This is a genomic window from Andreprevotia chitinilytica DSM 18519 (genome assembly GCF_000711875.1).
In the GTDB taxonomy this organism is placed as follows: Bacteria; Pseudomonadota; Gammaproteobacteria; order Burkholderiales; family Chitinibacteraceae; genus Andreprevotia; species Andreprevotia chitinilytica.
Genome location: NZ_JONM01000008.1, coordinates 77,937 through 99,866 on the forward strand (window position 1 = coordinate 77,937; position 21,930 = coordinate 99,866).

At 58.6% G+C, this 21,930-nt stretch carries 20 protein-coding genes, 2 tRNA genes and 1 other RNA gene; 13 read left to right on the forward strand and 10 right to left on the reverse strand.

The window, feature by feature from the left end; translation table 11 throughout:
- Positions 1-27: 27 nt before the first annotated feature.
- Positions 28-101, forward strand: a non-coding RNA gene (locus BR41_RS23625) — sX9 sRNA.
- A gap of 6 nt (positions 102-107) precedes the next feature.
- Here BR41_RS23625 and BR41_RS12070 read toward each other — a convergent pair.
- The 3 genes from BR41_RS12070 to BR41_RS12080 form a co-directional block, all read right to left on the reverse strand.
- Positions 108-1,352, reverse strand: a complete 1,245-nt coding sequence (locus tag BR41_RS12070; RefSeq protein ID WP_035056799.1) for a PAS domain-containing protein — start codon at positions 1,350-1,352, stop codon at positions 108-110.
- A gap of 145 nt (positions 1,353-1,497) precedes the next feature.
- A tRNA-Asp gene (locus tag BR41_RS12075) sits at positions 1,498-1,574 on the reverse strand.
- Between the two features lie 46 nt (positions 1,575-1,620).
- Positions 1,621-1,696: transfer RNA gene (locus BR41_RS12080), tRNA-Val, on the reverse strand.
- Positions 1,697-1,967: 271 nt separating this feature from the next.
- Here BR41_RS12080 and BR41_RS22950 point away from each other — a divergent pair.
- The 6 genes from BR41_RS22950 (at position 1,968) to BR41_RS12110 (ending at position 8,479) form a co-directional block, all read left to right on the forward strand.
- Entirely contained in the window at positions 1,968-2,771 is an 804-nt protein-coding gene (locus tag BR41_RS22950) for a type II secretion system protein N (protein WP_051710801.1), read from the forward strand.
- 8 nt (positions 2,772-2,779) lie between these two features.
- Complete coding sequence (gene gspD / locus BR41_RS12090; RefSeq protein ID WP_035056801.1) at positions 2,780-4,966, forward strand: type II secretion system secretin GspD; 2,187 nt, start codon at positions 2,780-2,782, stop codon at positions 4,964-4,966.
- Positions 4,963-6,435, forward strand: coding sequence for a type II secretion system ATPase GspE (gene gspE / locus BR41_RS12095; RefSeq protein WP_035056804.1), 1,473 nt, complete (start codon positions 4,963-4,965; stop codon positions 6,433-6,435). Before gspD ends, gspE begins: the two co-directional genes overlap by 4 nt.
- Positions 6,436-6,599: 164 nt before the next feature.
- A complete protein-coding gene (locus BR41_RS12100) occupies positions 6,600-6,917 on the forward strand; it encodes a PilZ domain-containing protein (protein WP_084187094.1) in 318 nt (105 codons plus the stop codon).
- Positions 6,917-7,489, forward strand: coding sequence for an SRPBCC family protein (locus tag BR41_RS12105; RefSeq protein ID WP_051710803.1), 573 nt, complete (start codon positions 6,917-6,919; stop codon positions 7,487-7,489). The genes BR41_RS12100 and BR41_RS12105 overlap by 1 nt, the downstream gene beginning before the upstream one ends.
- Before the next feature lie 81 nt (positions 7,490-7,570).
- Complete coding sequence (locus BR41_RS12110; RefSeq protein ID WP_035056809.1) at positions 7,571-8,479, forward strand: polysaccharide deacetylase family protein; 909 nt, start codon at positions 7,571-7,573, stop codon at positions 8,477-8,479.
- An 88-nt stretch (positions 8,480-8,567) separates the two neighbouring features.
- Here BR41_RS12110 and BR41_RS12115 read toward each other — a convergent pair whose 3' ends face one another.
- The 7 genes from BR41_RS12115 to BR41_RS25430 form a co-directional block, all read right to left on the reverse strand.
- Positions 8,568-9,500 carry a DHH family phosphoesterase gene (locus BR41_RS12115; RefSeq protein ID WP_035056812.1) on the reverse strand — a complete coding sequence of 311 codons (933 nt, stop codon included), beginning with the start codon at positions 9,498-9,500 and terminating at the stop codon, positions 8,568-8,570.
- Between the two features lie 46 nt (positions 9,501-9,546).
- The gene (locus tag BR41_RS12120; RefSeq protein WP_035056814.1) at positions 9,547-10,461 is read right to left on the reverse strand and encodes an SPFH domain-containing protein; all 915 of its coding nucleotides are present in this window, start codon (positions 10,459-10,461) and stop codon (positions 9,547-9,549) included.
- 13 nt (positions 10,462-10,474) lie between these two features.
- Positions 10,475-10,912 carry an NfeD family protein gene (locus BR41_RS12125; RefSeq protein WP_035056817.1) on the reverse strand — a complete coding sequence of 146 codons (438 nt, stop codon included), beginning with the start codon at positions 10,910-10,912 and terminating at the stop codon, positions 10,475-10,477.
- Positions 10,913-11,196: 284 nt separating this feature from the next.
- Positions 11,197-12,477, reverse strand: a complete 1,281-nt coding sequence (gene serS / locus BR41_RS12130) for a serine--tRNA ligase (protein ID WP_035056819.1) — start codon at positions 12,475-12,477, stop codon at positions 11,197-11,199.
- Positions 12,478-12,522: 45 nt separating this feature from the next.
- Positions 12,523-13,851 (reverse strand): replication-associated recombination protein A, encoded by a 1,329-nt coding sequence (locus BR41_RS12135; RefSeq protein ID WP_156970683.1) that lies wholly within the window; start codon positions 13,849-13,851, stop codon positions 12,523-12,525.
- On the reverse strand, positions 13,835-14,530 hold the full coding sequence (gene lolA, locus BR41_RS12140; RefSeq protein WP_245615870.1) for an outer membrane lipoprotein periplasmic chaperone LolA: 696 nt from the start codon (positions 14,528-14,530) through the stop codon (positions 13,835-13,837). Before lolA ends, BR41_RS12135 begins: the two co-directional genes overlap by 17 nt.
- Positions 14,531-14,536: 6 nt before the next feature.
- On the reverse strand, positions 14,537-15,238 hold the full coding sequence (locus tag BR41_RS25430; RefSeq protein ID WP_035056837.1) for an OmpA family protein: 702 nt from the start codon (positions 15,236-15,238) through the stop codon (positions 14,537-14,539).
- Between the two features lie 285 nt (positions 15,239-15,523).
- Here BR41_RS25430 and gyrA point away from each other — a divergent pair, with 285 nt between their 5' ends.
- From gyrA to BR41_RS12175, 6 genes are all read left to right on the forward strand, one after another.
- Entirely contained in the window at positions 15,524-18,154 is a 2,631-nt protein-coding gene (gene gyrA / locus BR41_RS12150) for a DNA gyrase subunit A (RefSeq protein WP_035056840.1), read from the forward strand.
- Positions 18,129-18,602 carry a PaaI family thioesterase gene (locus BR41_RS12155; protein ID WP_245615872.1) on the forward strand — a complete coding sequence of 158 codons (474 nt, stop codon included), beginning with the start codon at positions 18,129-18,131 and terminating at the stop codon, positions 18,600-18,602. The genes gyrA and BR41_RS12155 overlap by 26 nt, the downstream gene beginning before the upstream one ends.
- Positions 18,602-19,051: a PaaI family thioesterase gene (locus BR41_RS12160; RefSeq protein WP_245615874.1), complete on the forward strand. Its 450-nt coding sequence runs from the start codon at positions 18,602-18,604 to the stop codon at positions 19,049-19,051. The genes BR41_RS12155 and BR41_RS12160 overlap by 1 nt, the downstream gene beginning before the upstream one ends.
- A gap of 91 nt (positions 19,052-19,142) precedes the next feature.
- Positions 19,143-20,228, forward strand: coding sequence for a 3-phosphoserine/phosphohydroxythreonine transaminase (gene serC, locus BR41_RS12165; RefSeq protein ID WP_035056842.1), 1,086 nt, complete (start codon positions 19,143-19,145; stop codon positions 20,226-20,228).
- A 6-nt stretch (positions 20,229-20,234) separates the two neighbouring features.
- Complete coding sequence (gene pheA, locus BR41_RS12170) at positions 20,235-21,308, forward strand: prephenate dehydratase (RefSeq protein WP_035056845.1); 1,074 nt, start codon at positions 20,235-20,237, stop codon at positions 21,306-21,308.
- Positions 21,305-21,892 carry an LOG family protein gene (locus tag BR41_RS12175; RefSeq protein WP_035056848.1) on the forward strand — a complete coding sequence of 196 codons (588 nt, stop codon included), beginning with the start codon at positions 21,305-21,307 and terminating at the stop codon, positions 21,890-21,892. Before pheA ends, BR41_RS12175 begins: the two co-directional genes overlap by 4 nt.
- Positions 21,893-21,930 lie beyond the last annotated feature (38 nt).

Genomic DNA, 21,930 nt, shown 5'->3' on the forward strand with positions numbered 1-21,930 from the left:
GCGGGTCGGGCAGTGCTCGGAATCCTCATGTATCCATATACATTCCGGTTCCTGCGCGCTGTCCTTCCCGCGCTGACGGCCGCTCGCTGATTTTGAGGGCTGGCTTCTCACGCCGCGACTTGTGCAACCTTGGGCTGGCTATCGAATACCAGAAGTAGGGCAGTGCGCTCGCCCTGAGTGATGTTCTTGGCTTGGCATGGCCAGTGGCGGCCCGAGCGGCTGCTGACGAAATCGCCATGCTCACCTGCCAGGAACATGGCGGCGCTAGGCGTGATGGCGGAGAGCGGCCGGCCGAGTAGATCAGCCGGTGGAATGTTGAGTTGCTCGCAAGCGCGCGAGTTGGCAAATTCGACAATGCCATCCCGTACCAGCATGAAAGCGATCGGCAGCGAATCGGCTACATCGCCCGCCAGCGGGTCGGTGACGGAGAGTGCGGCTTCGGCGGCTTTGACGTGACTGATGTCGATGGCGATCGACAGGATATAGATGTCGCCCTCGCGCACCAGCGGTTGCTTGGTGATATCGAACCAGTGGGTACGACCGTTGGGGAGTGTCCAGTGATCGACCACGCGAATCGTTTGGCCGTCCTCCAGGACTTCCTTGTCGCCGGTGGTGAAAGGGAGCTGGGTTTCTTCCAGGCCCATGTGCGATTGCACCAGCAACTCATGACCGAGCGTGGTCTGCGTAGCGCGGTTCACCAACAAGAAGCGGCCGTGTTTGTCGCGCACGAAGATCAGATTGGGGCTGGAGTCGATAATCTGGTGTACGAACAGCTGTTGGTTGAACAGCGCTTCTTCAGTCGTCTTGAGCTGCGTGATGTCACGGATGACGGCCACACATTCTTTGAGCGAACGCGGCTGCAGGCGTGCTTCGAATACGCGGCCTTCTTTATCGTTATTGGAAAGGCGGTATTCGAAGTGTTGTGGCTGATTGCTGCTTTGGACTGCGATCAGCGCTTCCAGATACTGGCGCGAGATGCGTGCGGGTAGCAGGCTGGCGAGCCGCGCTTCGGTGCCATCAGCAGTATCGGCAGAGGGATGGTGCGGTGTGCAGGCGTTATTCAATGCAGTGACTGCGCGCGTGCCATAGTCGATGACCCAGATCAGGTCGGGCAGGCTGCGATAGAGCGCGTCGTCGGTGTCGTTAGTGGGGGCTGGTGCCGGGGCTGCTGGTGCGGCAACCGTTTGCGGCTGGGCCGGGAGCCGAAAAAAAACGACCAAACATGCGGCGAGACCGAGCAGGGGAACGATCGAGAGCCATCCGAACGGGATCAGCGCGACGGTCAGGCAGATCAGCAACAGGCCGACGGCGAGAACGATGCGGCGGGTGACGGATTGGGCGGGCGCAGTCATGTCGTTAGGATATCGAGAGACGCATGCCCAGTGCAACGGCCGTGATCGGAGTTTGCGACGCGAGACCAGATAAAACAGACAGAGGGAAGAGACTGCGAGTTCGCCGTGTATTGACTGATCGGAGAGATCTGGCGAGGGATGGTGCTGGCGGAGCGGACGGGACTCGAACCCGCGACCCCCGGCGTGACAGGCCGGTATTCTAACCAACTGAACTACCGCTCCGCAGCGGTTTTCGACGTATCCAGCAACACGATAAAACCAGTGTTAGTGGTGGGTGATGACGGGATCGAACCGCCGACATTCTGCTTGTAAGGCAGACGCTCTACCAACTGAGCTAATCACCCCTCGTCGAGAGAGGCCGAATTAAAGCACAGCGGTTTTTGGGGTGTCAACACCCCTTGGATGAAATAATTTTTCAGCTTGGTTCAAGTCGATTGTGCTTGTCAGGATCGTGCTGCTTACGGTATGCGGGCGATAACCAGAGGTACCGACATATGCCACGGTGGTACGCGCCGGGCCGTTACAGGTACACTTGCCCGACATTTGTGACCTCGCCTGTAAAGTTGGCCCGTGAAACCGTTTCTGTCGCTTGTTTCCCCCAGGATTACCCCCGCTGTGCGTTGGCTTGAATTGGCCCTCGCGGTGCTATTGGCGTGGGTTGCGGCGGGTCTGTTCTGGCAACTGGCGGGTTCGCGCTCGGACGCGGTTCGTCTGGCCCCGCCAGCCACGCCACCCAAGGCGGCCGAAGTGGCGTGGGGCAGTGCAATCAATTGGTTCGGTGCGAGCGAGAGCACGCAGGCCCAAGCCAGCAGCCTGCCCGCGCAACTCATCGCAGTGATTGCCGGCAACGACCAAAGCAGCGTGGCGATTTTCTCCGGTGTGCAAGCCAGTAGCGTGGCGGTGCGTGTGGGTGAGGAATTGCAATCTGGCGTGCGGCTGGTGAAAGTGGCGCGCGATCATGTCGAGATCGAACGGAACGGCGCGCGGGAAAGCCTGTTGTTGCCCCAGCCGACTGCCAGTGGCATGAGTTCGTTGGCGCCACCATCGTCGGCGAATGGCCTGGCTGCCGGGGCGCGCCCCCCAGTGGGTGCGGCGATGCCGCCCGATGCGCCGCCTATCATGCTCGCTCGCGGCCAGCTCGCCGCCGTGCTGACTACCGGCAATATCGCCGATTGGGCCAAGGGCCTGTCTGTCGTCAAGGATGGTGGCCTGCAGATTGATGACGTGGCGCAGCAGCCGTTTGCCCGCGCCATCCAGCTGCAGAATGGCGACATCATCAAGAACATCAATGATCGGCCAGTGACCTTGCTGTCCGATATTTCCGTGCTTTATTCGGTATTCAGCCAGCAGAACCAGGTGGCGCTCGTCGTGCAACGTCACGATGGCACGCTGCGGCTGCGCTACCAGATTCAACCTTGAGAACAAAAATGCCGCTTTTCCTCAAGCGCTCGATGCTGCCTTTCCTGCTGGCCGGCGTATTGTCCGGCCCGCTGTCCGGTCCCTTGTGGGCCGCCGATGACAAGGTCACGCTCAATTTCGTCAATTCGGATATCGACTCGACCGTACGTGCGGTGGGCCTGATTGCCGGCAAGAACTTCATCATCGATCCGCGCGTGAAAGGCACGATCAATATTGTGTCGTCGCAGCCGGTCGATAAATCAGCGGTGTATTCGATCCTGCTCGCCGCCTTGCGCCAGCAAGGGTTCACGGCGGTGGAGAAGGGCAATCTGGTGCGCATCCTGCCGGAAGCCGATGCCAAGCAGCATTACAGTGCAACCACCAATAAGAATATCTCGGTGAGCGGTGACCGGATCGTCACGCAGGTCTTCCCGCTGCAGTTCGAATCAGCCGCGCAAATGGTGCCGATCCTGCGTCCGCTGATTTCGCCGAACAACGCCATTGCCGCTTATGCACCGGGCAATCTGCTGGTAATCACGGATTACGCCGACAACATCAGCCGGCTGGATCAGATCATTCGCAATGTCGATCAGCCACCGGCGAACGATATGTTCACCATCCGGTTGAAGTACGCATCGGCGTTCGATGTGGTGCAGACCATCGGCAAGCTGCTGCCTGAAATTGGCGGCCAGACAGGCACGACGGCCGCTGCGGGCAGCGAAGGCGCGAAGCGCAGCATCGTGGTGCCGGATACGCGCACCAATAGCCTGCTGATCCGTGCTGAAAACCCGGTGCATGCCCAACAGATTCGCAAGTTGGTCGATACGCTGGATCAACCGGGTGCGGCCGGCGGCAACATCCACGTGATCTATCTGCGGAATGCGGAAGCGGTGAAGCTGGCCGGCACGCTGAAAGGCATCCTCACCGGGCAGGACTCCGGTTCGAGCAGTTCTTCCAGCACCATGAGTGCACCGACGACGACCGCCAGTACCAGTAGCTCCGGCGCGGCTACGGCAACGCTGGCAAGTAATTCCAGCAGCTCATCCAGTTCCGGTAATGCGGCGGCGAGCGTGCAGGTCAGCGGCGCGACGGTGTTGATTCAAGCTGATGCAATGACCAATGCGCTGATCATCACCGCGCCGGACAACATCTACAACAACGTGCGTTCGGTGGTCGACAAGCTCGATATGCGCCGCGCCCAGGTTTACGTCGAGGCCTTGATCGCCGAGGTCAATATCACCAAGAGCGGCGATTTCGGTTTCCAATGGCTGTTGGGCGGTGGCGGGAGCGATCTCGTCGGTGTCGGCGCCAGCATTCTCGGTAGCGGCACCAACAGCCTGGCCAGCATCCTGACCGGCATCGCCAAAAAAGATACCAGCGCCATCCCGAGCGGCTTCAACGTTGGCGTCCTCAACGGCAACCCGTTCCAGAGTGGTGGCAAGACGCCGACGCTGGGGATTCTGGCGACTGCGATGCAGGCCAGTGGCAATGCCAATATCCTCTCCACACCGAATCTGCTCATGCTCGATAACGAAGAAGCGCAGATCATGGTCGGTCAGAACATTCCGATCGTGACCGGGACCCAGTCCTCAACGGGGAGCAATCCGAATCCGTTCACAACGGTCGAGCGCAAGGACATCGGTATCACGCTCAAGGTGAAGCCGCAGGTGTCCGAAGGTGGCAGCATCACGCTGAACGTGTATCAAGAGGTATCGGACATCGATAGCTCGGTGAACACCAACGGCGCGGGCATTGCCACGACCAAGCGCTCCATCTCGTCCAAGGTGCTGATCGACAGCGGTCAGGTCATCGTGCTGGGTGGCTTGATCAAGGACAAAATATCCAACAACAACAGTAAGGTGCCGGGGCTGGGTGACGTGCCGGTGCTGGGGAATCTGTTCCGCTACGAAACGCGGGCGGCAGAGAAAACCAATCTGATGGTGTTCCTGCGGCCGGTGGTATTGCGCGATGGCGATGCCGCGCGGACCTTGAGCAACGAGCGTTATCAATATCTGCGCGAGCAACAGGGCGCGTTTGATATGCCCAGCCGCTTCGCCTTGCCGGACCTGCCCAAGCTGCAGTTGCCGGAACAAGCGTCGCCGACAGCGCCGGTGACGAAGGTCGATCCCGCGGTGAAGGCTGATTCGACTTTCAAAATCGAGCCTGCTGCGAAGCCGGATTCCAGCAGTACCACACCAGCTAAATCGCAGCCATGAGCGCCCGGCTGGTTCCTTACCACTTCGCGCGCGAGCACGGCGTGGTCGATGCCGGCAGTCTGGATGAAGCCAGCCTGACGGTGTGGATGCGGCGTGGCGCTTCGCTGAGTGCCTTGAACGAACTACGTCGGCTGGCTGGCAAACCGCTCGATATCGCCTTGCTGGATGCCGAAGATTTTGAGCGCCAGCTTGGCGTGCTGTTCAGTGGCAATGGTGCGCGTTCGGCATCGATGGTGGGGGATCTCGAACAACACATCGACCTCACGCGTTTGGCGCAGGAAGTGCCGGAAGTTGAAGACTTGCTGGCGGCGGAAGGCGATGCCCCGATCATTCGCCTGATCAACGCCTTGCTGACCGAAGCGCTGCGCGAAGGCGCATCTGACTTGCACATTGAACCGTTCGAGACGCGTTCAGTTGTTCGCTTTCGCGTCGATGGTCAATTGCGGGACGTGCTGGAGCCGAAACGCGCGTTGCATGGCGCATTGGTATCGCGGATCAAGGTCATGGCTGGGCTGGATATCGCTGAAAAGCGTCTGCCGCAGGATGGCCGGATTACTTTGCGCATTGCTGGCCGACCCGTCGATGTGCGGGTGTCCACGCTGCCGACCGGGCATGGCGAGCGCGTGGTGCTGCGGCTATTGGATAAATCAGCCGGCCGACTCAATCTCGAAAAGCTCGGCATGGTCGGCGATACCTTGAAGCAGCTTGAAGCGCTGCTGCGCCAGCCGCACGGCATCATCCTCGTCACCGGCCCGACGGGCTCCGGCAAGACGACCACGCTGTATGCCGCCTTGGCACGCATGGATACGGCCACCAGCAACATCATGACGGTCGAAGATCCGATCGAATATGACCTGGACGGCGTCGGACAAACCCAGATCAATCCACGCATCGACATGAGCTTTGCCCGGGCCTTGCGCGCCATCCTGCGCCAAGACCCGGATGTGATCATGATCGGCGAAATCCGCGATCTGGAAACCGCGCAGATCGCCGTGCAAGCCTCGCTGACCGGCCACTTGGTGCTGGCGACACTGCATACCAACGATGCAGCCAGCGCGGTAACACGGTTGATCGATATGGGCGTCGAACCCTTCTTGCTGTCGTCGTCGTTGCTTGGCGTGTTGGCGCAACGCTTGGCGCGCACGCTCTGTGTGAGCTGCAAGCTGCCGCATGCGGTATCTGAGTCGGAAGCGAGCGAGATCGGTTTGCCAGTCGATGCGAGGGTGTATCAGCCGGCTGAATGCGAAGAATGCAACCAGTCCGGCTATCGAGGCCGTACCGGTATTTACGAATTACTGGTGGTGGATGAATCCTTGCGCGAGCTGATCCACGGCCAAGCGCCAGAGCAAGAGCTGAAACGCCATGCTGCAGCGCGCGGCATGCTCTCGTTGCGGCAGGATGGGCTGCGGCGCGTGCTGGATGGCCGTACCAGCGTCGAAGAAATCTGGCGCGTAACGCGGGACGCCTGAGTTGCCGATGGCGCTGACCATCATGCTGTTGGAATTAGGCAACGCCTATCCGGTTTGAAAACACGCTTGCCGGTCGCGGTCGTCGGCTGGCAATGGGGCAGGGCAAGTTGCTGCGGTATAGTCGTTCAAGCTTGTGTGAATAGAACGATGTAGCGGAGGGAGCGATGTCAGTCGGTTTGCGTGCACAGGATCAACGAAGTGCAGTGCGTGTACCGATGAATTGTCCCGTCAAGTTGCGTACGCTGGACTTCGGGCTCTCGTATTACGGTGCTTGTATCGACCTGAGCGTGACCGGGCTGACTGTCCGCAGCATGTTCGTGCCGCGTCCGGATGAGGAGGTGGAAGTGTTCGTGATGCCACCCAAGAATGGTCATCAGCAACGCTCGCCGCTTGCCATGCGCGCCCGCGTGGTGCGCTGTCACGAAGTCGAAGCCGGCCGTTTGTACGAGTTGGGTCTGCTGATCAGCGAGATTCTTCGCTGATGCGCATCCTCGCCGCTTTGCTCTTTTCGTTTTTCTTGCTACCTGTCGGCGCGGCCCCTGCTACCGATGCGACTGCGGTGCGGATCGATGCGCATCGCGATGGCGGCAAGATCATGGTCGAGGGGGAGTTTTCCGCTCCGGTTCCGCGTGAGTTGGCTTGGCAGGTGATGGTTGATTTCGATCATATGACCGATTTCATGCCGAAATTGACGAAAAGCCATGTGCTCAACCGCGAGGGCGAAAAACTCACGGTCAATCAGCATGGCACCGTGCATGTCGGCTTTTTCGATGTGGCTTTCGATTCGACGCGGGAAATCGAGCTCAAGCCGATGAGCGAAATCGACTCTCACTCGGTTGGCGGCGATACCGGTGCCATGCACAGTGTCGCCACGCTGGCGCAGCAGGATCAGCAGACCGTGATAAGCTACCGCGCCGAATGGGTGCCGACTTCCGTATTGATCGCAAGCTTTGGCGTCAGCACCCTCAAGAATCAGCTTGGTGAGCAATTTCAGGCCATGGTGCATGAAATGATTCGCCGGGCCGCAAAGACTTCTGCCAAACCACACGATTGAGTGGTCTGGTTCCAGACCGGCTTCAAACCCGACATCAAACCCCACGTCCAACCGACTTCCAAAGTATCCCGCTAGACATCCATGCCCTATCTCGCGCTAAAAATTGATGTAGACACCTACCGTGGCACCCGCGAGGGCGTGCCCAAACTGGCAGAGGCGCTTAAGCGCCACAATGCCAACGCGACCTTCCTCTGGAGCTTGGGCGCTGATCACACCGGTCGTGCGATCAAGCGTGCTTTCCGTCCTGGGTTCATGAAGAAGGTATCGCGCACCTCGGTGCTGGAGCATTACGGCGTTAAAACCTTGCTCTACGGCACCTTGCTGCCGGGACCGGATATCGGTAGGCGTTGCGCAGGCATCATGCGTGAGATCGCCGCCCAGGGCTTCGAGAACGGCATCCACACCTGGGATCACGTGCGCTGGCAAGATGGCGTCGCCACTGCCGATGCCGACTGGACCGCTGCCGAGCTCAATGCTGCATTCCAGCGTTTCAAAGAGATTTTTGGTGAGCCGCCACTGACCCACGGTGCCGCTGGCTGGCAGATGAATGCCCATGCGTACCGGCTTGAGCAGCAGCTGGGTTTCACATACGCATCGGACGGGCGCGGCACGCAGCCGTTCTGGCCGATGGTGAATGGCGAGCTGGTGCGCGTACCACAGTTGCCAACTACCTTGCCGACGCTGGATGAGCTGATTGGTGTGGATGGCCTGACGGTCGATAACGTGCATGAGCACCTAATGCGTCTGACCGAGACGGCTTTGCCGACCGGCCACGTCTACACCTTGCATGCTGAATTGGAGGGCATGAAGTTGCTACCGGTGTTCGAACGCCTGTTGGCGGGGTGGACAGCGCAAGGCTACCAGCTGGTGAGTGTGAACCAATTGTTCGAGACGCTGGATGTGCAGCAGCTGCCATACCACAGCGTTGAGATGGGTGAGATTCCCGGTCGGAGCGGCACGTTGGCTTTGCAGGGCGCTGCTTTCCCTTGATGGCTTGCAGCCAGACAAACAAAAACGCCGGTTCAAACCGGCGTTTTTTGTTTTGAGCGAGACAAGATCAATCAGTGATCAATCTGTATCAACCATCCGACGTGATCTTGAGCACCAGCTCGCGTAGCACCCGATCCGCATTTTCGTTGGCAACCTGGCAAGTGCCGGCATTTTCATGACCACCGCCGCCATATTGCAGCATCAGTTCCCCAATATTGGTTTGCGAGCTGCGGTTGACGATGGATTTGCCAGTGGCAAATACGGTGTTTTGTTTGTGCAGCCCCCACAGTGCATGGATCGAGATATTGCATTGTGGAAAGAGCGCATAAACCAGGAAGCGGTTGGCGGCGTAAATCGTTTCTTCCTGTCGCAGATCCAGCACCACCAGATTGTCGTAAGTGCGCGCGCACCGCAGCAGTTGTTCTTTGGCGAGCGGTTCCTGTTCCTGAAAGAGCTGAACCCGTTCGACCACATCGGGCAGTGCCAGAATGTCATCGATTCCGTGGTTCCGACAGTATTTGATGAGATCCATCATCAAGGTGTAGTTCGAGATGCGGAAGGTCTTGAAGCGCCCAAGCCCGGTACGCGCATCCATCAGATAGTTGAGCAACACCCAGTCTTTTGGCTCGAGGATTTCGTCGCGTGAAAATTCGGCGGAATCGGCTTTGTCGACCGCCAACATCATTTCTTCACTGATCTCGGGGAACGCCTTCTTGCCGCCGTAATAGTCGTAAACCACACGTGCTGCAGAGGGCGCATCGGGGTCGATCACGTGGTTATCGCGTTCACCCTCGTTGCGGATGGTTTCGGACAGGTGGTGATCGAACACCAGATGCGCACCGGGTACGAAGGGCAGGTTGGTCGTGATGTCGCGATCAGTGACCGGAACTTTGCCGTCCTGCATGTCCTTGGGGTGGACAAAGAGGATGTCGTCAATCAATTCGAGTTCGTTCAGCAACACCGCGCAGACGAGGCCATCAAAGTCGCTGCGGGTGATCAGGCGGTATTTTTGCTCGGACATCGCATTCCCCTGCTTTGGTTGGACGATTGGCTTCAGGCGTTCAGGCCTAGACGCCCTTGTGACCCGATTTGACGATGCTCATGGCGGTTGCCACGAGACCTGCCGCGTCGCCGGCATTGGCGGGCAGCAAGATGGTGTTGCCCGCCTTGGCGATATTGGAGAAGGCGGCGACATATTGCTCGGCCACCTTGAGGTTTACGGCCTCCAGCCCGCCGGTATGGCCGATGGCTTGGCCGACCAGCGAGATGGCTTCCGCGTTGGCAATGGCGACGAGGCGGATGGCTTCGGCATCGCCGGTCGCCTTATTGATCACAGCTTGTTTATCGCCTTCTGATTTCTGGATCGCCGCCTCGCGTTGACCATTCGCAAGATTGATCTGCTCTTGGCGCACCCCTTCGGATTGGGCGATCCGGGCACGTTTTTCCCGCTCGGACGTAATCTGCTGTTGCATCGCGTGCAGGATTTCCTTGGGCGGGGTCAGATCCTTGATCTCATAGCGCAATACTTTCACGCCCCAATTGGCGGCAGCTTCGTCCAGCGAGAGCACGACCGCGCGGTTGATGTCGCTGCGCTCCTCGAAGGTCTTGTCGAGTTCCAGTTTGCCGATGACCGAACGCAATGTGGTTTGGGCGAGCTGGGTGATGGCGAGAATGTAATCGCTGGAACCATAGGAGGCGAGGCGCGGATCGGTCACCTGAAAGTAAAGGATGCCGTCCACCTGCAGTTGGGTGTTGTCCCGCGTAATGCAAATCTGGGGCGGCACGTCGAGCGGGATTTCCTTCAGGTTGTGTTTGTAGGCGATGCGGTCGACGAAGGGGATCACCACGCGCAAGCCCGGTTCGAGTACATCGTGAAAGCGGCCAAGCCGCTCGCGTACCCAGGCATGCTGCTGCGGAACAACCCGAAGGGTCTTGGCGACGAAAATCAGGACAACGATGGCGAGCGCGACTGCGAAAGGCATGCGGGACTCCGGTTCAGGAAGGTTGATGAGGTTGCGAATCGAGGATCAAGGTATTGCCGCGTTGGGCGACGATGACGTAGTTGGTGACTTGCGGTATGCCCTCGTGTGCCAGTTCGGCATCCCACAGGCTGCCGCGATAGCGAACGCGGGCGTGGCGGGCATCAATCCATTGATCTACTTCGACGCGCTGTCCAAGATCCAGCAGATTGCTGACCTGCGATGGATTGGCTGGTTTCAGCAGGTGGCGTTTCCACAATTTGAGTAGCCAGACCGATAGCAGGGAGGTCAGGCTGGCGACGACGAGTTGTACCGGCAAGCTGAACCCAAGCCATGCCAAGGCCGCGCCGGCAAGAAAGCCGATCGCGATTGCCAGCATGTAAAACGTACCGGAAACCATCTCGGCAACGATGAGGATGGCAGCGCCGATCAGCCAGAGGGTGGAGTCATTCATGGGGTGTGGATTAGCAGGAGGGTTAAAGGAAGGTATAGCCGAGCGGGGCGGCTTTCGCTAAAAGCGGTCGTCAAAATGACTGCGCGACGGTTGGTGTGAAAGGGTGGTGGCGGAGGCGCTAGAACGACGGGTGGGTGGTGTGGCCGTGCGCGTTTCTATGTGATCCGTCATGGCTGCCAAGGTTCACGTTCTTGGCTTCGACTGCATGGTTTTAAGTCAGCACCGCATAAAAAAACGGCGACCCAAGGGCCGCCGTTGCTTGCTTTGTCACGCGGAATCAGTGATCAGACCAGCTTTTCCAGCCCGCCCATATAGGGGCGCAAGGCCGCAGGCACGATCACCGAGCCATCGGCGTTTTGATAGTTCTCCAGCACGGCGACCAAGGTGCGGCCGACGGCGAGGCCGGAACCGTTCAAGGTATGCACCAATTCGTTCTTTCCCGCTTCGTTCTTGAAACGCGTCTGCATGCGGCGTGCCTGGAAAGCCTCGCAATTCGAGCAGCTGGAGATTTCGCGATAGGTGTTTTGTGCTGGCAACCAGACTTCCAGATCGTAGGTCTTGGCGGCAGAGAAGCCCATATCGCCCGTGCAGAGCGAAACCACACGGTAGGGCAGTTCAAGCTTCTGCAAAATGGCTTCGGCGTGACCAACCATTTCTTCTAGGGCGGCATAGGATTTTTCCGGGTTGGCGATCTGCACCATCTCGACCTTGTCGAATTGATGCTGGCGGATCATGCCGCGTACGTCACGACCGTACGAACCGGCTTCGGAACGGAAGCAGGGCGAATGGGCGGTCAATTTGATCGGCAGCTCTTCGGCTTTCAGGATGGAATCACGCACGGTGTTGGTGAGCGAGATTTCCGAGGTCGAAATCAGATACTGGGTATGCCCGTCTTCGCCGCCGCGTTCGACGCGGAACATGTCGTCGGCAAATTTCGGCAACTGGCCGGTGCCGAACAGGACTTCCGGGTTGACGATATACGGGGTGTAAGTCTCGCTGTAGCCGTGTTCGTTGGTCTGCACATCGAGCATGAATTGGGCCAGTGCCCGATGCAGGCGAGCGATGTGACCGCGCAGCAGCGTGAAGCGCGCGCCGGATAGCTTGGCGCCGGTCTCGAAATCCAGACCGAGCGGGGTGCCGATGTCGACGTGATCCTTGGCGGTGAAATCGAAAGTACGCGGCGTGCCCCAGCGGCGTACTTCAACATTGTCTTTTTCATCATTGCCGGCCGGCACTGAATCATGCGGCAGGTTAGGCACACCCAACAACAGGTCGTCGAGCTTGTTTTGCACGGCAGAGAGCGCCGATTCATTGGCGGCCAGTTCACCCTTCAGGTTTTCGACTTCCGCCAGAATTGGCGCGACATCTTCGCCCTTGGATTTGGCCATGCCGATCTGTTTGGAAACGCTATTGCGTTTGGCTTGCAGGTCTTGCGTGGCGGTTTGCAGGGTTTTGCGTTCGGCTTCCAGGGTGGTGAAGTTGGCTGCATCGAAAGCAAAACCGCGCGCGGCGAGGCGGGCGACGACGGCATCGAGGTCGTTACGGAGCTGGTTGATGTCGAGCATGGTGTCTTGGTCTGGTGGTGAATGGGGCGATTTTACACGAAGGCATCAGCGCTTTTTGCCCTGTTCCGCGTGCCAGGCGGCATCAAGCTCGGCCAGATGCCGTAGTTTTTCTGCAATCTTGCTTTCCAGCCCTCGCGGAGTTGGTTCGTAAAGGCGGGTGCCTTCCAGTCCCTCTGGCAGGTAGGTTTCACCGGCGGCGTAGGCGTCCGGCTCATCATGGGCGTAGCGATACGCGTGACCGTAGCCGAGTTCTTTCATCAGCTTGGTCGGGGCGTTGCGTAGGTGAACCGGTACTTCGCGACTCTTGTCCGCAGAGACTAGCGCTCGTGCCGCGTTATAGGCTTTGTAGCCGGCGTTGGATTTTGGCGCGATGGCGAGGTAGATCACCGCTTGCGCCAGCGCGAGTTCGCCTTCCGGGCTGCCAAGGCGTTCGAATGTTTCGGCGGCGTCATTGCAGATTTGCATCGCACGCGGATCGGCCAAACCAATGTCTTCCCAAGCCATGCGCACAATGCGACGAGCGAGGTAGCGCGGGTCTGCGCCGCCGTCGAGCATGCGCGTAAACCAATACAAGGCGCCATCCGGGCTCGAGCCGCGTACCGATTTGTGCAGCGCGGAGATCTGGTCGTAGAACGAGTCGCCGCCTTTGTCGAAACGGCGTGCGTTCAGGCTAAGTGCATCGGCAAGGAAGGGGGCGTCGATGGCCTGCCGCTCGGCGACGTCGGCTGCTGTTGCTGCTTGCTCGATCAGGTTCAGCAACCGGCGCGCATCACCATCGGCATAACCGACTAGCGTATCGATGGCGGCGGTATCGAAAACGAGTTCCGGGTAGGCGTTGGCGCGAGCGCGTTCGATGAGGGTGCGCAATTCGTCGTCTGATAACGACTTGAGCACATACACCTGCGCACGTGAAAGCAGGGCGGCGTTGACCTCGAACGAGGGATTTTCAGTGGTCGCGCCAATGAAAGTCACCAGCCCGGATTCGACAAAGGGCAGGAAGGCGTCTTGTTGGCTTTTGTTGAAGCGGTGAACTTCATCGACGAACAGGATGGTATGGCGACCGAATTTACGGTTCTTTTCAGCCTCGTCCATCGCAGCGCGGATATCTTTGACGCCGGAAAAAACGGCGGAGAGCGGGATAAACTCGGCATCGAAGGTATTGGCAAGCAAGCGTGCCAGTGTGGTCTTACCAACACCCGGTGGTCCCCACAGGATCATCGAGTGCGGTTGCCCGGCGGCAATAGCCAAGGCGAGTGGCTTGCCGGGCGCGAGCAAATGGCGCTGACCGACGACTTCGTCAGCAGTACGCGGGCGCAGGCGCTCTGCGAGCGGTTCGCGGCCCGGCTCGGTAAACAGGTCATTCCCGGACGACATCGACATCTTTCGGTGGTGTAAAGCGGAATAGATTCTGGTCGGGCTTGTTGTTCTGATTCAAGGCGCTGAATTCGACTTTGGTCGTTTGGCCAAATTGATCGTACAGCGTCATGGTGGCCAGTTGGCCGGTACGGAGGCCGATTTCAACTTTCTTGAAGGTGGATTCGTGATCACGCGGTATGGCTTCCAACCAGGCTAGCCCGTCACGGTCGGGCAAGTTGCGCAGCTGATAGAGTTTATCGACCTGATCCCCGGCCAACAACGCGGCGGGGCTGGCATCCAGCGCGGCGCTGATACGTTTGATCGTTACTTGCTTGAGATCTGGGTCATACAGCCAAACTTGGCTGCCATCGCCGACAATCAATTGTTCATAAGGCTTGGCATACGCCCAGCGAAATTTGCCAGGCCGCATGACAGCGAAGTTGCCGCTGCTCGATTGCGGTTTCTCGCCGCTTCGGCGTGGCAGGACAGTCTGATTGAACTGCCCCTGCAGGCTAGAGCCGGCAGACAGGAATCGCTTCAACTCGGCGGTAGCATCTGCCGCGTGGCCAAAAATGGGTAAGCAGAACATTGAAATTGCTAATAACCGACTGATAAACACGTCCTGCAGCTCCTTGTCGATGCTGGTGGAACCAGCAGAAAAAGAAAAAGCCCCGCCAAGGCGGGGCTTTTTTACCACAGCTGCTTACTTCTTGGCAGGCATGGTGACTTCTTGAACGCCCTTGATTTCGATCTCAACGCGGCGATCAGGTGCCAGGCACTCGATCAGCTTCTTACGCGGCTTGACCTTGGCGCAAGTATCGCCAGTGACCGGATCAGCCTTACCCTTGGATTCGGCGTGGATCTTGTCAGCCGGTGCGCCCTTGGTGACGAAGTAATCCACAACGGCCTTGGCACGCTTGTAGCCCAAGTCGAGGTTGTACTTTTCGCTACCCAGACGGTCAGTGAAGCCAACCACAACGGCGTCGCCTTCCTTCGGATCAATGTTCTTGACTTCGTCATACAGCTTGTCCAGTGCATCCTTGCCTTGCGGCTTCAGAGTGGACTTGTTGAAGTCGAACAGAACGTCGGTGCGCAGCGTGAACTTCTTGCTCTTCACGACCGGAGCAGGAGCCGGTGCCGGAGCGGGGGCCGGAGCAGGAGCCGGTGCCGGAGCAACAGCAGCTTTCGGCTCAACCCAACCAGCGCAGCCCTTTACGGCTTTGTCAGCAGACCAAGTGCCGGTTTGCCAGCATTCGCCGATGCCGTTCTTAACAACGCCTTCCGGATTTTCAGCGGAAACGTTGGTGGTGTTGGTAACGTAGGCGTCGGTAGCGGCATATGCGGAAGCCGCGATACCCAGTGCGGCTGCGATGGCCAGACTGGAAATAGTACGCTTGAGCAGCATGGATAGTTCTCCTGTTAGACGTGTTAGAAGTGACTTTCTCACTATGGATAGACACCCGTTATCGTCAACTCAAGGTGTTTCTCCATTCACGAGACTTATTCTAATGTCCTGAAAATTGGCAGGCAAATGAAATGAACGTGAATTGTTGTAGAAGTACCCGAAAATTGGAGCGCCTTCTAGGCCATGATAAACTCGCATTGGAAGACATCTGTATAAGATTGTTCCCGAGTATCTAGAGTCTTCAGTCGATTCAATCAACCAGTCGTTGCACTCATCGCCCGGAATATGTCCGAACAAAACAGCTTCGCCAAAGAAACAATCCCCGTCAGTCTCGAAGAGGAAATGCGCCGTTCCTATCTTGATTACGCAATGAGCGTGATCGTAGGCCGTGCATTGCCGGACGTGCGTGACGGTTTGAAACCGGTGCATCGCCGCATTCTTTTTGCGATGCATGAAAGCAACAACGTGTGGAATCGCCCTTATGTAAAGTGCGCCCGCGTGATCGGTGATGTGTTGGGTAAATACCACCCGCACGGCGACAGCGCCGCGTATGAAGCGCTGGTGCGGATGGCTCAGGATTTCTCGCTGCGCTACATGCTGATCGATGGCCAGGGCAACTTTGGCTCGATCGACGGCGACAATGCCGCGGCTTATCGGTATACCGAGTGCCGTTTGCAGAAGGTTTCCGCCGAGCTGCTGGCTGATATCGACAAGGAAACTGTCGATTTCACGCCGAACTACGACGAAAAGGAACTCGAGCCAACTGTTCTGCCGACCCGGATACCGAACCTGTTGATCAACGGTTCATCCGGTATCGCCGTCGGTATGGCTACCAATATCCCGCCGCATAACATCACTGAGGTGATCGATGGCGCGCTGGCACTGCTGGCCAATGCTGAAATCACGATTGACGAGTTGATCGAACTGATTCCAGCACCGGATTTCCCGACTGCCGGCATCATTTATGGCATTCATGGCGTGCGCGAAGGCTACCGGACCGGTCGTGGCCGCGTGGTGATGCGTGCGCGTACCCACTTTGAAGACTGTGGCAAGAACGGTGATCGTCAAGCAATCATCGTTGACGAGCTCCCATATCAAGTCAACAAGGCGCGCTTGCTGGAAAAAATCGGCGAGCTGGTACGCGAGAAGACCATCGACGGGATTTCCGAGATTCGCGATGAATCCGATAAATCCGGTATGCGCGTGGTGATCGAGCTCAAGCGCGCCGAGATGCCGGATATCGTGCTTAACAATTTATATAAGCACACTCAGCTGCAAGATAGTTTTGGTATCAACATGGTTGCGCTGGTCGATGGTCAGCCGCGCCTGCTGAATCTGAAACAAGTGCTGGAGTGCTTCCTCAAGCACCGCCGTGAAGTCGTTACCCGTCGCACGGTGTTCGAGCTGCGCAAGGCACGCGAACGTGGCCATATCCTTGAAGGCTTGGCAGTTGCACTGTCCAACGTCGATGAAATCATTGCGCTGATCAAGGCCGCTGCTACACCGCCGGAAGCCAAAACCGCGCTGATGGAGCGCGAATGGCGTTCGCCGCTGGTGGAAGAAATGCTGGCGCGGACCGACATCACCGCCTCGCGCCCGGAAGGCCTTGCCGCCGCATTTGGGTTGTCGGCCCAAGGTTATCGTCTGTCCGAAGTGCAAGCGCAAGCGATTCTCGAGCTGCGCTTACAACGTCTGACGGGTCTTGAGCAGGACAAGATCGTCGTCGAATACAAGGAAGTGATGGAACGTATCCTTGATTTGATGGACATCCTGGCCCGCCCGGAACGCGTAACCGAAATCATCACCAACGAAATGATCGAGGTGAAGACCAATTTCGGCGACGCACGTCGCTCCGAAATCGTGCTGCATGGCGAAGATATCGGCATTGAAGACCTGATCACGCCGCAAGACATGGTCGTCACGCTCACGCATGGCGGCTATATGAAGACCACGCCGACCGACGAATATCGCGCGCAGAAGCGCGGTGGCCGTGGCAAGCAGGGCGCGGCGACCAAGGATGACGATTTCATCGATCAGCTTTTCGTTGCCAATACCCACGATTACATCCTGTGCTTCTCGTCCGCCGGCCGGGTGTACTGGCTCAAGGTGTATGAACTGCCGCAGGGTAGCCGCACCAGCCGCGGTCGCCCGATCGTCAATCTGTTGCCGCTTGAAGAAGGCGAGAAGATCAACGCCGTGTTGCCGGTCAAGGAATTCCGCGAAGACCAGTATGTGTTCATGGCGACGGCCGATGGCACGGTCAAGAAGACCTCGCTGGCTGATTTCTCCCGGCCGATGCGGCGCGGCATCATCGCGATCAACCTCGATGAAGGCAATTTCCTGATTGGCGTTGCGCTCACCAACGGCTCCGATCAGGTCATGTTGTTCTCCGATGCCGGCAAGTCGGTGCGCTTTACCGAATCCGATGTGCGTGCCATGGGCCGTACTGCGGGCGGTGTACGCGGCATGTTGCTGCAGGAAGGCCAGGCCGTCATTTCGATGCTGGTTGCCAACGACGACAACCAGCAGGTGCTGACTGCGACCGAAAACGGTTACGGCAAGCGCACGCCGGTCGGCGATTACCGCCTGACCAGCCGCGGCACGCAAGGCGTGATTGCCATCGATACCGGTGAGCGCAACGGCAAGCTGGTGGCGGCAACGTTGGTCGACGAGACTGACGACCTGATGCTGATCACCACTGGTGGCGTGTTGATCCGCACCAAGGTGGCGGAAATCCGCGAAACCGGCCGCGCAGCGCAAGGCGTACGTCTGATCAATCTGGACGAGGGCGAAAAACTCTCGGTACTGGAAAAGGTCTGCGAGACGGATGCGGACGACGAAGAGCTGGCTGAAGAAGGGACAGACAGTGTTGAAGGCGCAGAAGGTGCTGATGATGACGGAAACGTCGAAGCATGATCTCAAGCCGGTGCTTGCACCGGCTTTTTTCGCTCAAGTGATGCAGTGGTTTGAAGCGCTGCCGCACTGCAAGCAATTGGGCATCCGGTATGTGTCCTCATCGGCTGGTGTGGTGACGCTCGAATTGCCATTTTCGGAGGCCATCATCGGCAACCCGGAAACGCGAGTGTTGCACGGTGGCGTGGTCACCACGCTGATCGACACCGCCAGCGGCAGTGCGATCTATACATTGCTTCCCGGACCGGAGGGGGTCGCCACGCTGGACTTGCGTATCGACTACCTGCGCCCGGCCAAGCCGGATGAGCCGGTGTTCTGTACCGCCGAGTGTTACCGGATGACGGAGCACATCGCTTTTACAAGGGCAACCGCGTACCAGGACGATATCAATAAGCCAGTCGCGTATGCGGTCGGCACCTTTGCGCGCACCAGCGCGGGCAAGGAGGGCTGATGCCAATGTCGAATCATCCGGCGAATCATCCAGGCCATACCGACATCAAGACCATCGCCGATCTGCAAGCGGTGCTGGCGACGATTCCCTACGCGACCATGATCGGTACTGAAGTGCGCGACGACGGCGGCGAGCCGCTGTTCGTGCTGCCATATCGTGAATCGAACATCGGGAATGTGTTACTGCCGGCGTTGCATGGCGGTGTGATTGGTGGCTTTCTCGAAAACACTGCAATCTGTCACCTGATGTGGGCGCACGAAGCCTCTGTGCTGCCCAAGGTGGTTGATTTTTCGATCGATTATTTGCGCAGCGGCCGTCCGCAAGACGTCTATGCCAGTTGCGAAATCGTTCGCCAAGGTAAACGCATCGCAAACGTGTTGTTGATGGCATGGCAGGACGACCGCGCCAAGCCGATTGCCGCAGCGCGCGCGCATTTCCTATTAGCGTGACTAAGGGCTGAAGCGCGGTTGGCATGAGCCACGTCGGCCTTGGCCTATCACAGCAAACTATGGTTTGAACGTTGTAAGAGGAAGCAGACCCATGACCCAGGTGTTCAACTTCAGCGCCGGCCCGGCCGTCTTGCCGCGCGATGTGCTGTTGCAAGTCCAGCAAGAACTGACCGATTGGCACGGCAGCGGCATGTGCGTGATGGAAATGAGCCATCGCGGCAAGGAGTTCACGCAGATCATTCATGAGGCCGAGGCAGATCTGCGCCAGCTGCTTGGCATTCCATCCAATTACAAAGTGCTGTTCATGCAGGGCGGCGCGCATTTCCAGTTCGGCATGCTGCCGCTGAATCTCACCAAGGAAGGCGACACGGTCGACTACGTGAACACCGGCCATTGGTCGAAGATCGCCATCAAGGAAGCGCGTCGTTTCGAGAACGTGAACATCGCTGCCAGCGGCGAAGACCGGCACTTCAGCTACGTGCCCGATGAAGCCAGCTGGGCAAAAACGCCGGATGCCGCCTATCTGCACTACTGCTCGAACGAAACCATTGGCGGTGTCGAGTTCCCCTATATCCCGAATTCGGGCAGCGTGCCGCTAGTGTGCGACATGTCGTCCAACATCCTCTCCAAGCCGGTCGATATCTCGAAATTTGGCCTGATCTATGCCGGTGCGCAGAAGAACATCGGCCCATCTGGCCTCACATTGGTGATCGTGCGTGAAGACCTGCTGGGCCATGCCCGTCCAGGCACGCCGACCATGCTCGATTACAAAGTGCACGCGGACGGCGAATCGCTTTACAACACGCCGCCGACCTTTGGCATCTATGTGGCGGGCCTCGTCTTCAAGTGGCTGCTTGCCCAAGGCGGCCTGAAGGGTATCGAGCAACGGAATATCGAAAAAGCATCGCTGCTGTACGAAACCATCGATAGTTCGAGCGGCTTCTACAGCTGCCCGGTAGAAAAGCCTTTCCGCTCGCGCATGAACGTGCCGTTCTGTCTGGCTGACGAGTCGCTGGATGACGCGTTCCTGGAGGAGTCCAAGTCGCGCGGCCTGCTGCAGCTGAAAGGCCACCGCTCTGTCGGCGGCATGCGCGCATCGATCTATAACGCGATGACGCTGGACGGCGTGAAGGCGCTGGCGGATTTCATGCGTGACTTTGCGCGTAGCCGAGGTTAAGCCGCAATGAGTGATGAATTGCTGAAACAGCATCGCGACGCCATCGATTCCATCGACGCGCAGATGCTGCAACTGCTGAACGAACGTGCGCAGCACGCCCGCACTATCGGCGAAATCAAGGGTGGTGGCGTGGTCTACCGGCCGGAGCGTGAAGCGCAAGTGCTGACGCGCATCAAACAGCTCAACCAAGGCCCGCTGTCGGATGAAACGGCGGCCAAGCTGTTCCGCGAAATCATGTCCGCCTGCCTGGCGCTCGAACGCCCGCTGACCATCGCCTTCCTTGGCCCGGAGGGCACCTTTAGCCAAGCCGCTGCGATCAAGCACTTTGGTCACGCAGCAACGACCCAGGCTTGTGCCTCGATTGATGAAGCGTTTCGCGTCGTTGAAGCGCGCTCGGCCGATTACGTTGTGGCTCCGGTGGAAAATTCCACTGAAGGCGCCGTGGGCCGTACGCTGGATTTGATGGTGAATTCGCCGCTGTCGATTTGTGGCGAAGTGGTGCTGCGCATTCATCACCACTTGCTGCTCAAAGGGGCGGAGCGCAGCAGCATCAAGCGTGTTTATTCGCATGCCCAGAGTCTGGCGCAATGCCATGAGTGGCTGAACAAGAACCTGCCGGCCGACGTCGAGCGCATTTCCGTGGTGAGTAATGCGGAAGCGGCACGGCTGGCCAGCCTCGATCCGACTTCAGCCGCCATTGCCGGCGACGCAGCGGCGGAACGTTTCGGCTTGGTCAAGCTGGCGGAAAACATCGAAGACGAGCCAAACAACACCACGCGCTTCCTGGTTCTTGGGTATCAGCAGACAACGGCCTCCGGCAAAGACAAAACCTCACTGGTCATCTCCGCGCCGAACCGGCCGGGCGCCTTGCATTCGTTGATCGAACCGCTGGCCCGGCATGGCGTATCGATGAGCAAGTTCGAATCGCGGCCGAGTCGCACCGGGTTGTGGGAATACCTGTTCTTTGTCGATGTCGATGGTCATGTCAATGACGCCAAGCTGGTGAGCGCAATGGATGAGCTGCGCCAGACTGCGGCGTTCGTCAAAGTGCTCGGCGCTTACCCGGCGGCGGTGATATGAAAGCGGTCGCCGTCTTTTGTGGTTCCCGGCATGGTGAAAACCCGGCATTTGCTGCTGCGACGCGTGAACTGGGCCGTTTGCTGGCCGAGCGTGATCTGGCGCTTGTGTACGGCGGTGGCAAGGTCGGCTTGATGGGGGAGGTGGCCGAAAGCTGCCTCGCCGCCGGTGGCAAGGTGATCGGCGTGATCCCGGACTTCATGGTCGAGCGAGAGCTGGCGCTGCAGACATGTACCGAGCTGCATATCGTCGATTCGATGCATACCCGCAAGGCGAGAATGGCCGAGTTGGCTGATGCCTTTGTCGCCTTGCCCGGTGGTTTCGGCACCTTCGACGAATTGTTCGAGATTCTCACCTGGGGCCAGATCGGCCTGCACGGCAAGCCGGTCGGCATGCTGGATACGGCAGGTTATTACGCTGGTCTGCGTGAATTTCTTGGCAAAACCGTTGCGGAAGGCTTTGTGCGTGACGCCGAATTTGCCAAACTACAATTTGCAACCGAACCCGCCGTACTGCTGGATCGGTTGGCGGCCACGCCGCTCTTACCCGCACGCTGGGCCAAGGCTGATTTGCTGAGCAAGAGCTGAACAGGTCGCCACTCGCCCGCGTTATCGGCCGACGTTTT